At 71.2% G+C, this 10,516-nt stretch carries 9 protein-coding genes; 4 read left to right on the top strand and 5 right to left on the bottom strand.

Translation table 11 applies throughout. The features are described from left to right. Positions 1–79 precede the first annotated feature (79 nt). Together ACFWBN_RS33040 and ACFWBN_RS33035 are read right to left on the bottom strand one after the other, a co-directional pair. Positions 80–2,110, bottom strand: coding sequence for a CocE/NonD family hydrolase (locus tag ACFWBN_RS33040; protein ID WP_385183168.1), 2,031 nt, complete (start codon positions 2,108–2,110; stop codon positions 80–82). Positions 2,111–2,132: 22 nt separating this feature from the next. Beyond that, positions 2,133–3,650, bottom strand: a complete 1,518-nt coding sequence (locus ACFWBN_RS33035; RefSeq protein WP_385183165.1) for a peptide MFS transporter — start codon at positions 3,648–3,650, stop codon at positions 2,133–2,135. Between the two features lie 190 nt (positions 3,651–3,840). Here ACFWBN_RS33035 and ACFWBN_RS33030 point away from each other — a divergent pair, with 190 nt between their 5' ends. From ACFWBN_RS33030 to ACFWBN_RS33015, 4 genes are all read left to right on the top strand, one after another. Beyond that, positions 3,841–4,851: a polyprenyl synthetase family protein gene (locus tag ACFWBN_RS33030; RefSeq protein WP_385183162.1), complete on the top strand. Its 1,011-nt coding sequence runs from the start codon at positions 3,841–3,843 to the stop codon at positions 4,849–4,851. 267 nt (positions 4,852–5,118) lie between these two features. Then, on the top strand, positions 5,119–6,327 hold the full coding sequence (locus tag ACFWBN_RS33025) for an outer membrane lipoprotein carrier protein LolA (RefSeq protein WP_385183159.1): 1,209 nt from the start codon (positions 5,119–5,121) through the stop codon (positions 6,325–6,327). Between the two features lie 119 nt (positions 6,328–6,446). Continuing rightward, on the top strand, positions 6,447–6,650 hold the full coding sequence (locus ACFWBN_RS33020) for a hypothetical protein (protein ID WP_385183156.1): 204 nt from the start codon (positions 6,447–6,449) through the stop codon (positions 6,648–6,650). Then, the gene (locus tag ACFWBN_RS33015; RefSeq protein ID WP_385183154.1) at positions 6,647–7,051 is read left to right on the top strand and encodes a hypothetical protein; all 405 of its coding nucleotides are present in this window, start codon (positions 6,647–6,649) and stop codon (positions 7,049–7,051) included. The genes ACFWBN_RS33020 and ACFWBN_RS33015 overlap by 4 nt, the downstream gene beginning before the upstream one ends. On the opposite strand, the gene ACFWBN_RS33010 is transcribed toward ACFWBN_RS33015, so the two are convergent. The 3 genes from ACFWBN_RS33010 to ACFWBN_RS33000 all read right to left on the bottom strand — a co-directional run bounded on the left by ACFWBN_RS33010 (position 7,041) and on the right by ACFWBN_RS33000 (position 10,487). Then, positions 7,041–8,357 (bottom strand): M28 family metallopeptidase, encoded by a 1,317-nt coding sequence (locus tag ACFWBN_RS33010; protein WP_385183151.1) that lies wholly within the window; start codon positions 8,355–8,357, stop codon positions 7,041–7,043. The two genes, ACFWBN_RS33015 and ACFWBN_RS33010, sit on opposite strands and share 11 nt — an antisense overlap. A 215-nt stretch (positions 8,358–8,572) precedes the next feature. Continuing rightward, a complete protein-coding gene (rarD, locus tag ACFWBN_RS33005) occupies positions 8,573–9,517 on the bottom strand; it encodes an EamA family transporter RarD (RefSeq protein WP_385183149.1) in 945 nt (314 codons plus the stop codon). 115 nt (positions 9,518–9,632) lie between these two features. After that, positions 9,633–10,487 carry an SDR family oxidoreductase gene (locus ACFWBN_RS33000; protein ID WP_385183146.1) on the bottom strand — a complete coding sequence of 285 codons (855 nt, stop codon included), beginning with the start codon at positions 10,485–10,487 and terminating at the stop codon, positions 9,633–9,635. Between the last annotated feature and the right edge of the window lie 29 nt (positions 10,488–10,516).

The following is a 10,516-nucleotide window of genomic DNA, read 5'->3' as shown; positions in this document are numbered from 1 at the left end:
GGCGGGGCTATCCATAGCCCCGCCGGCGTTTGAGGCGCGGGGTCTGGGGCGGAGCCCCAGGGCCGCCCGGTAGGGCGGTTCAGCCCGCCGCGCGCGGGAGGCGGCGTTCCCACGTGCGGTGGAAGACCACCTCGCGCCCCTCCCGGCAGATCACCTCGTTCGACGTCACGAAGCCGCCCTCGTCGCACGAGATCTCGGAGCGGGTTTCGACGCGCGCGTCCCAGCCCAGTTCGGGCCGGTGGAGCCGGATCCGCCACTCCGAGCGGGTCCGGGCCGACAGCGGGTCCGCGTCCTGGATCTCGTACGACTCGGTGGCGTCCTCGCCGTACTCCAGGCCGTCCGGGTACACCCGCGTGCCCCCGTACCGCGGGTCCACCTCCAGCCGCCACGTCCCGCGCGCGACGTCCCGTACGACCACCCGCTCCGGACGCGGCTCGTCCAGCGTCTCCGGGAAGACCACCCCCAGCGGCTCCGACTGCTCCGGCGCCTCGAAGACGATCCCCTCGTCCGCGCGGGACGACGCCCGCACCGGCAGGGTCAGTTCGCTGCCCGCCGGGTCCAGGGTCCAGCCCGCCTCCGAGCCGGCCCGCGGCCAGATCCACGGCCAGTACGCGGAGGACAGGGCCAGCCGGATGCGGTGGCCCGGCGCGAAGGCGTGGCCGATGCCGTTCAGCTCGAAGGTGACGTCCTCGTACGCGCCCATTGGCCACGGCACCGCCCGGTCCCGCCCCTGCCGGGCGGAGAGGTTCAGTGCGCCCCGCGTCACCAGCGTCGACGACCCGTCCGGGGCGACATCGCACAGCCGGGCCACGACCTGCCCGTACGGCACGTCCATGCGCAGACGCACGGTCACCGAGGGGCGGCCCAGGATCTCCACCGGCTCCCCCTCCGCCACCGGGAATTCGAAGCAGGCCGACTTCGCGTCCTCCTCCCGCTGGTCCGGCGGCAGGTCGGCGTCGTTGCCGAAGGGGAAGAACCGGCCCGCGTCGAGCCCGGTGTGCTGCGGGGAGGCGACGGCCACCGGCGCGCCCTGGAGCCCGTACACGACCGGGATGACCGCCGGCGAGGGCCAGGCCTTGTCCCCGACCCACCGGCCCGGCAGTTCCTCGTACACCGTCGCCGGCGGGTGCGAGTCGCTGATCCAGGAGCGCAGCAGCGGCTCGTCCATCACGCCGTTGTCCACGCCCTTGAGCCAGTGGTCCCACCAGCGCAGGGTCTCCTGGAGGAAGCCGATCGCCGGCCCCGGCGGCAGTCCGCGGTCCGGGTACTGGTGGGACCACGGTCCGATCAGCCCCCGGACGCGGGAGGGCGCCAGGTGTTCCACCAGGCGGAGCACGGTGTCCCGGTAGGGGTCGTGCCAGCCGCCCACCGCGAGCACCGCCGCGCCGATCGCCGAGTAGTCCTCGCAGACGCTGCCGTGGCGCCAGTAGCCGTCGCGGGTCTGGTGCGAGAGCCAGGTGTGGATCAGGGGCTCCACGGCCTCCAGCCGGTCCAGCCACTGCCGGCGCCAGCCCTCGCCCGCGTACAGCGGGTCCGGCGGGCGCGAGGCGAAGGCCAGCATGGTCGCCGCCCACGCGTGCATGTCGACGGCCAGCACCGAGCCGCCCATGTAGTGCACGTCGTTGTCGTACCGGTCGTCGGTCGAGCAGACGGTGACGACCGCCTTCAGCGGCTCGGGGGTCAGCGCGGCGATCTGGAGGCTGTTGAAGCCGCCCCAGGAGATCCCGAACATGCCGACCGACCCCGTGCACCAGGGCTGGGCCGCCAGCCACTCCACCACCGCGACCCCGTCGGCGAGCTCGCGGGCGTCGTACTCGTCGCCGGGACGGCCCCCGCTGCACCCGTGGCCGCGCACGTCCACCCGTACGGAGGCGTAGCCGTGCCCCGCGTACCAGGGATGGCGCTGCCAGTCGCGGGGCGCGGTCCAGTCGGTGAGCCGGTACGGGAGGTACTCCAGCAGCGCCGGCACGGGCTCGTCGGTCACCGGGCGCCAGACGCGGGCGTACAGCTCCACCCCTCCCCCAGACTCCGTCCGGGAGGTACCCCCAGGCAGCGGGATCCGGACATCCTCGCGGGTGGTCTCGTACGGGAAATCGGTGCGGATGATCATTCGGCAACCACCTCAGGGAACCTCAGTGGACGGGGTGCATCGTGCGCCGCAGCCACGGCGCGAGGGCGATCACGGCCAGGCCCACCGCCACCGCGATGCCGCCGTTGACGCCGAAGTACACGGGGTTGGACACCTCTCCGTAGAGCTTCACCACTTGCGCCTGGATGCCGTTGGCCAGCGCCAGGGAGAGGAACCACAGGGCCATGGTCTGGCTGCTGAAGGCCTTGGGGGCGAGCTTGGTGGTGGCCGACATGCCGGAGGTCTCCAGGAGGATGTCGCCGAGGCCGAGCAGCAGGTAGGAGCCGACGATCCACCAGGCGGCCATGCGGTAGGCGTCCCCGCCGTGCCCCGAGGTCGGGATGATCATCAGCAGGAAGGACAGGCCGCCCAGGATCACGCCGATGGCGATCTTGTTCGAGGCGTGCGGCTGGCGGCGGCCCATGCGGACCCACAGCGCGGCGACGACCGGGGCCAGCGCCACCTCGAAGGCGCCGAGCGCGGAGGCGTACCAGCTCGCCGGGAAGTGGAAGCCGAGGATCTCGGTCCGGGCGTTGGTCGACGCGAGCAGCATCATCGTCGAGTAGGCCTGGAAGAGGATGAAGTTGAAGGCGACCGAGGCCAGGAACAGGACGACGTACGGGCGCAGCCGCCCGCGCTCCTCGGACGTCACCCGGGGGCTGCGGAACATGATCGCGAAGTAGACGACCGGGGCGATCACCGAGACGAGGGTGAGGAGGTCGACGAAGCGGGCCATGGTCAGCCAGCCGGCGGCCGCCAGGGCGGTGGCGAGCACCCCGAAGGCGAGGCAGCCGATGATGATCTTCGTCACGGCCGAGCGCATCGCGTCGGGGGCAAGGGCGAATTCGGCGGAATGCTTGCGTCCGGCCAGATGGCGGCGGCCCAGGACGTACTGGATCAGGCCGGCCGTCATGCCGATGGCGGCGGCCGAGAACCCCCAGTGCCAGCCCTGGTGCTCGCCGAGCCAGCCGGTGATCAGCGGTCCGGCGAAGGCGCCGATGTTGATGCCCATGTAGTAGAGGGCGAAGCCGGCGTCGCGGCGGTCGTCGTCCGTCCGGTAGAGCTTGCCGACCATGCTGGCCACGTTCGGCTTGAGCAGGCCGGTGCCCGCGCTGATCAGGCCGAGGCCGACCCACGTCATGGCGGCGGTCGGCACGGCCATGGCGTAGTGACCGCAGGCGATGAGGATGCCGCCCCAGAGCACGGCGCGGTACGAACCGAGGATGCGGTCGGCGAGCCATCCGCCGGCGACGGAGACGAGGTAGACCATGGTCCCGTAGGCCGCCGAGACGGAGGCCGCGGTGCCCGGGTTCATCCCGAGGCCGCCGTTGGCCACCGCGTCCGCGAAGTAGAGGACGAGGATGGCCTGCATGCCCAGGAACGAGAAGCGCTCCCAGACCTCCAGTCCCGACAGGGTGGCGAGGCCCCGGGGGTGGCCGAGGAAGGCGTGGTCGTCGCGGGGTGGCGGCTGGTCCGCCTCGGGATCCGCGGGTTCCTCTATATCGGTCGCAGTTCTGGACAAAACGTATTCTCCGGTTGTTTCGGCTCCTCAAGAACATACCGGTGCGCTTCGGACGCTGCGCGGGTGGCGACCGGACAGGCGCTCTCGGTGATCGAAAACAGACCCGATACGCTGGCTTGAGTGATGGCAGCGACACATCGACAATCCAGGTGATCGTCAGCGTGATCGTCAGCAGACAGGAGTACCCCTCGTGACCGTCGTCGGGCCGTTCGGACTGAGCGTGCGGGACCAGGCTCTTGAGACCGATGTCCAGGCCGGACTGGCCGCCGTCGAGGCGGGTCTGCTGGAGGCCACCAAGAGCGAAGTCCCCTTCATCACCGAGGCCGCACAGCATCTGGTGCGTGCCGGAGGCAAGCGTTTCCGCCCGCTGCTGGTGATGCTGGCGTCCCGGTTCGGCGATCCCTACGCGCCCGGAATCGTGCCGTCGGCGGTGGTCGTGGAGCTCACGCACCTGGCGACCCTCTACCACGACGACGTCATGGACGAGGCGGACGTACGCCGTGGGGTGGAGAGCGCCAACGCCCGCTGGGGCAACTCGGTGGCCGTCCTGACGGGTGACTTCCTGTTCGCCCGCGCCTCGCACATCCTGGCCGACCTCGGGCCGGAAGCCGTCCGCATCCAGGCCGAGGCCTTCGAGCGGCTGGTGACGGGTCAGATCCTGGAGACGGCCGGCCCGCGCGACGGCCGCGACCCGGTCGAGCACTACCTCGACGTCATCGCCGGCAAGACCGGCTCGCTGATCGCCGTCTCCGGCCGCTTCGGCGCGCTGATGTCCGGCGCCGACGAGTCGGTCGTCGACATCCTGACCCAGTACGGCGAGCGGCTCGGCACCGCCTTCCAGCTCGCCGACGACGTCCTGGACATCGCCTCCGACGCGCACGAGTCCGGCAAGACCCCGGGCACCGACCTGCGCGAGGGCATCCCGACCCTGCCCGTGCTGCGGCTGCGCGAGATGGCCGCCCGCGACGGCCGGGCGGAGGACCTGGAGCTCGTGGAGCTCTTGGACGGCGACCTGACGGACGACGCCCGCCACGCCGAGGTGCTGACCCGGCTGCGGGCGCACCCCGCCCTGGAGCAGGCCCGCCGCGACACCATCCGCTACGCCGAGGAGGCGCGGGCCACGCTCGCGCCGCTGCCGGAGTGCTTCGCGAAGTCGGCTCTGGAGGAGCTGTGCGACGCGGTGGTGCACCGGGCCGGCTGACGCCGCGTCCGGCACGGCCGCCCGCGACGACCTGCGCGGCGGCCTCTGCCACATGAGAGAGGAACGGGCCCTTCCGCCCCGCGACCCCTACGGGTCGGGGGAGGAGGGCCCGTTCCGTGTCATCCCACGGTCGTACGCGCAGTTGCTTCCGGGGGCTGACGCCCCGGCGCCGCCGATTTGGTCAGATGGAGTCATCAACCCCACCAGATCGGGTGAGCGCGGCGACACGGGGGTCGCCGCCGTCGACACAGAGGGCAGGGCACTGACATGGCAGCGAACACGAAGACTTCTCGCAAGGTCGCCCGGTACGCCGTACCGGTTGCGGTGGCAGGTGTGGCCGCGGCGACCGTCGCGATGGTCCCGGCCTTCGCCAACGCCGGCGGACCCGACCTGCCGAAGGTGACGGCGCAGCAGCTGATCGCGAAGATCGCGGCCTCGGACGTACAGGAGCTGTCCGGCACGGCCAGGATCAGCACCGACCTGGGCCTGCCGAAGATCGCGAGCGGCCTGCTGGGCGGCGGTGGCGTCGCGACCGGCTCCGCCAACCCGGAGGAGAAGGTGGCGCAGCTGGCGAACGGTACGCACACCGTCCGCGTCGCCGCCGACGGCCCGGACCGGCAGAAGCTCACCTTCCTGGACGGCAAGGACGAGTACAGCCTCATCCACAACGGCGACGACGTGTGGGGCTACGCCTCCAAGTCGAACGAGGTCTTCCACGAGAAGAACGCGGGACAGGGCGGGCACAAGGCGGACGAGCGGCTCGCCGCCTCGCCCCAGCAGCTGGCCCAGGACGTCCTGAAGGCCGCCGGCACGACCACGGACGTCAGCGTCGGCGACACCGCGCAGGTGGCCGGGCGGGACGCCTACCAGCTGGTGCTCAAGCCCAAGCAGAGCGGTTCCACGGTCGGTTCGGTCCAGATCGCGGTGGACGCCAAGAACGGCGTGCCGCTGCGCGTGCAGCTGCTGTCCTCCCAGGGCGGCAAGCCGATCGTGGACGCGGGCTTCACCAAGGTCGACTTCGCCAAGCCGTCCGCCGACACCTTCGCCTTCACCCCGCCCAAGGGCGCGAAGGTGAGCGAGGGCACGGACGGCCCCGGCGAGAAGGGCAAGGAGCACGGCAAGGCCAAGGAGGACGAGCACCTGAAGGCGCTGGAGTCCTTCCCGGGCCTCGGCGGCCTGACCGGCGGAGCCGACGGCAAGGGCGATGTGAAGGTGCTCGGCGAGGGCTGGGCGACGGTCGCGCAGATCGAGACCGGCGCGGGCAAGAGCCTCAAGGACCTGGAGAACGACAAGAACGCCCCGAAGCCCGCCAAGGACTTCCTGAACTCCCTCGGGGACAAGGTCACCGGTAAGTTCGGCGAGGGCCGGGTCCTGTCGACCCGCCTGGTCAACGCCCTGATCACGGACGACGGCAAGGTCTACGTCGGCGCGGTCACCAAGGACCAGCTGGTGAAGACGGCGGACGCCGCGAAGTAGCCGCGAAGTAGCCGCGAGGCGGCCGCAATCGGCGGAAGGGTGGCCCGGGACCTGTGTCCCGGGCCACCCTTCCGCCGTTCCGCTCCTGCGTACAGCACCGCCGCTGTACGGTGGATGCCATGTCGAGACACGTCACCATCCGCCTGGACGAAGAGTTCCACGAACGCCTGAAGGCGCGCGCGGCGGCGTTGGGGACGACGGTCACCGCGCTGATCACCGAGGTCACGGAACGCGAACTGGACGACGACCGGAAGAACTTCCTGTCCGGCATCGAGGAGTTCGCCGACCACTGGAGCTACTTCCAGGAGCGGTTCGGCAATTGAAGATCACCATGGAGTGGGCCTGGACCGCTCTGGCCCACCATCTCCCGTCCGATCCCGCCGTATGGGACCCCTCCGGGGTGGCCGCCGCGGTCGCCCGGCACCAGAACGACCTCGTCCTGGTGCCCGAACAGCCCGCCCCGGACACCGCGTGGCGGGCCGCCGCGTTTCTGCACACCCTCGCGGTGTGCCCGGCGCTGGAATCGCCGATGAACGAGTTCTACGCGGCCGCCGCGACCCGCTCGTACCTGCGCGTGGCCGGGGCCAAGCAGCTGCCCTCGCCGGAGGTGCTCGGCGATCTGGTCGAGGCGGCGAAGCTGGGCCGCGCGGACGTCGCGGCGGTGGCCGAGGAGCTGCGGGCCCGTATCCAGGACCCGCAGCCCGACGCGTCACTCAGAAAGTGATCTTCCAGCTGTTGATGTAGCCGACGTCCTGCGCCGCCGTGTCCTTGACCTGGAGCTTCCAGACGCCGTTCGCGACCTCGCTGGAGGCGTTGACGGTGTACGACTGCACGAGGTTGTCGGCGCTGCCGCCGGTCTTGTTGTGCAGGTTGTAGACCGTGCCGTCCGGGGCGACCAGGTCGACCACCAGGTCACCGCGGTAGGTGTGGACGATGTTCACGTCGACCTTGGTGGTGGCGGGCGCGTTGCCCGTGACCCCGGAGACCGTGATCGGCGAGTTCACCGCGGCGGCCGGGGAGTCCGGGATGTTCACGTCCGAGGTGTTCTCGAAGGACGGGCCGGGCGGGACCGGGGTGGCCGCGCCGAGGTTCCAGATCGCGTAGGCGATGGCGTCGGCGTTGCGGTCCAGGGCGGTGTCGTTGATGTTCGACAGGTTGTCGCAGGAGGAGTGGTAGCAGCGGTCGAAGGCCTGACCGGAGGTGCCGCCCCACTTCTGCGCCTGGGCCGCCGTCTTGGTGTAGTCGGCGCCCGAGAACAGGCCGCCGACCGGTATGCCGGCGTTCTTGAAGGGGGCGTGGTCGGAGCGGCCGTCGCCTTCCGTCTCGATCTCGGTCGGGATGCCGAGGCCCGCGTAGTAGTTCTTGAAGGTCTGCTCGATCGTCGGGTCGTCGTCGTAGACGAAGTAGCCCGGGTTCGGCGAGCCGATCATGTCGAAGTTCAGGTAGCCGGAGATCTTCGCCTTCTCGGCGGCCGGCAGGTTGTTGACGTAGTACTTCGAGCCGATCAGGCCCAGCTCCTCCGCGCCCCACCAGCCGAAGCGCAGGTGCTTCGTCGGCTGGAGGCCCGCCCGGGACACGGCGAGCGCGGCCTCCAGGACCGCGGCGCTGCCGGAGCCGTTGTCGTTGATGCCGGCGCCCGCGGACACCGAGTCCAGGTGCGAGCCGGACATCAGGACCGAGTTGGGGTCTCCGCCGGGCCAGTCGGCGATCAGGTTGTAGCCGGTGGCGCCGCTGGAGGTGAAGGTCTGGAGGGTGGTGGTGAAGCCCGCCGCGTCCAGCTTGGCCTTCACGTAGTCGATCGAGGCCTTGTAGCCGGCCTTGCCGTGGGCTCGGTTGCCGCCGTTGTTGGCGGCGATCGTCGAGAGCTGCGACAGGTGGGCCTTGACGTTGGCCAGCGGAATGTCGGGCGGCGTGGGCGCCGCGTTGGCCGCCGTGGGGGCGGCGAGCGCGGCGGGAGTGGTGGCGGCGAACAGGCCCGCGACCGCGAGGGCGGTCACGGCAGCGAGGCGCCGGGAGACGGACAGGCTCATGTGGGGGCTCCGGGATTCCGCGGGGATTTGACGGAACGAGTGGGGATAGAGCAGGTGAGCGATCGTGCGTCTGTGCGAGCCTGATGTTCAGCGAGAGTATGACTGTCCGTCAAGACCAGAATTCGGTCAGGGCAGTTCGAAAAACGGACGATCCCCGCCACGGGAGTTCCGTGGCGGGGATCGTGTGGGTCGAGTGGGCGCTGAGGCGCCGTCCTTTACGCGGGCTCGCGGGCCGGGGCCCCGACCGCCGGGGCCGGCACGTCGAGCCGGGCCCGGGACTGCCGCGCCGTACGCAGCGCGTCCCAGGTCAGGAGGGCGAGCGCGGCCCACACCAGGGAGAAGCCGGCCCAGCGCTCGGGCGGCATGGCCTCGTGGAAGTAGAGGACTCCGAGCCCGAACTGGAAGACCGGGGCCATGTACTGGAGCAGCCCGAGGGTGGACAGCGGGACCCGGATCGCCGCCGCCCCGAAGAACACCAGCGGGATCGCGGTGACCAGCCCGGTCGCGGCCAGCAGCAGGGAGTGGCCGACGCCGTGAGCGGCGAAGCTGGACTCGCCCTGCGCGCCCAGCCAGAGCAGGTAGCCGAGGGCGGGCAGGAAGAGCACGGCGGTCTCGGCGGTCAGCGACTCCAGGCCGCCCATGTTCAGCTTCTTCTTGATCAGCCCGTACGTGGCGAAGGAGCAGGCCAGGATCAGCGAGATCCACGGCGGCCGCCCGTAGCCGATGGCGAGCACGAGCACGGCGATGAAGCTGATGCCGACCGCCGCCCACTGCACGCGGCGCAGCCGCTCACCCAGCACCAGCACGCCGATCGCGATGCTGACCAGCGGGTTGATGAAGTAGCCCAGGCTCGCCTCGACGACGTGGCCGTTGTTGACGGACCAGATGTACAGGCCCCAGTTCACGCTGATCACCGAGGCGGCCAGCGTGGTCAGCCCGAGCTTGCGGGGCTGGCGCACCAGCTCCCGTATCCAGCCCCAGCGGCGCAGCGCGAGCAGCGCCAGCCCGACCACGGCCAGGGACCACACCATGCGGTGGGCGAGGATCTCGACGGCCCCGGACGGCCTCAGCAGCGGCCAGAAGAGCGGAACGAGCCCCCACAGTCCGTATGCGCCGAATCCGTAGAGCAAACCCGTGCGCTGCTCGTTCTCCGCCTTCACGGGGCCTCCTGTACGACATCCAGCCAACTTCATGACGGTAGCGCCGCACGGGCCGGATGTCATGCCCGTCAGGTGGAGATACTCATGACATCTTCAGGGGCTTGCGTGGCGGGGCTCAGGCGAGGGCGGCGGTGATCGCCTCGGACACCGGGGTCGTGGGCCGGCCGATGAGGCGGGCCAGGTCCCCGCTGGTCCCCGCCAGCCGGCCGCGCGCGATCGCCGCGTCCACGTCGACGAGGATCGCCGCGAAGCCCTCGGGGACCCCGGCGCCGGTCAGGATCGCCCGGTGCTCGTCCGCCGGCACCTCGGCGTGCGCGATCTCCTTGCCGCTCTGCGCCGACAGCTCCGCCGCGTACTCCTTCAGGCTCCAGGCGGTGTCGCCGGAGAGCTCGTAGACCCGGTTCAGGTGGCCCTCGCCGGTGAGCACCACGGCCGCGGCGGCCGCGTAGTCGGCCCGCGCGGCGCTCGCGACCCGGCCCTCGCCCGAGCTGGCCACGATCGCGCCGTGCTCCAGGTGGGTGGCCAGGTCGCGGGTGTAGTTCTCGTGGTACCAGCCGTTGCGCAGGAAGGTGTACGGGATTCCGGAGTCGAGGACGGCCTGCTCGGTGGCCGTGTGCTCGGCGGCCAGGTCGAAGTCCGCCTCGGGGCCGCCGAGGATGCCGGTGTAGGCGAGCTGCGCCACGCCCGCGGCCTGTGCGGCCTCCAGTACGGCGGTGTGCTGGGCGACGCGGCGCCCGATCTCGTTGCCGGAGATCAGCAGGACCCGGTCCCCGGCCCGGAAGGCGGCGGCCAGGGCCGCCGGGTCGCCGTAGTCGGCGACGCGGACCTCGACGCCGCGCTCGGCCAGGTCGGCGGCCTTGTCCTTGTCGCGGACGACGACGGCGAGGCGGTCGGCGGGGACCCGGTCCAGCAGCTCGTCGACGACGAGACGGCCGAGGGCTCCGGTGGCTGCGGTGACGACGATGCTCATGATTGCTCTCCTCGTGCGGCGGCGCTGTG

The organism is Streptomyces sp. NPDC059989 (genome assembly GCF_042736975.1).
GTDB lineage: Bacteria > Actinomycetota > Actinomycetes > Streptomycetales > Streptomycetaceae > Streptomyces.
Note: the sequence above shows the minus strand (reverse complement) of the source record. Positions and strands in the feature narration are given on the sequence as shown.

Bases quoted from the DNA above. Each gene is read 5' to 3' on its own strand.
- ACFWBN_RS33040 (WP_385183168.1), bottom strand. From the start codon at position 2,110: ATGATCATCCGCACCGATTTCCCGTACGAGACCACCCGCGAGGATGTC.
- ACFWBN_RS33025 (WP_385183159.1), top strand. From the start codon at position 5,119: ATGGCAGCGAACACGAAGACTTCTCGCAAGGTCGCCCGGTACGCCGTA.
- ACFWBN_RS33020 (WP_385183156.1), top strand. From the start codon at position 6,447: ATGTCGAGACACGTCACCATCCGCCTGGACGAAGAGTTCCACGAACGC.
- ACFWBN_RS33010 (WP_385183151.1), bottom strand. From the start codon at position 8,357: ATGAGCCTGTCCGTCTCCCGGCGCCTCGCTGCCGTGACCGCCCTCGCG.
- ACFWBN_RS33000 (WP_385183146.1), bottom strand. From the start codon at position 10,487: ATGAGCATCGTCGTCACCGCAGCCACCGGAGCCCTCGGCCGTCTCGTC.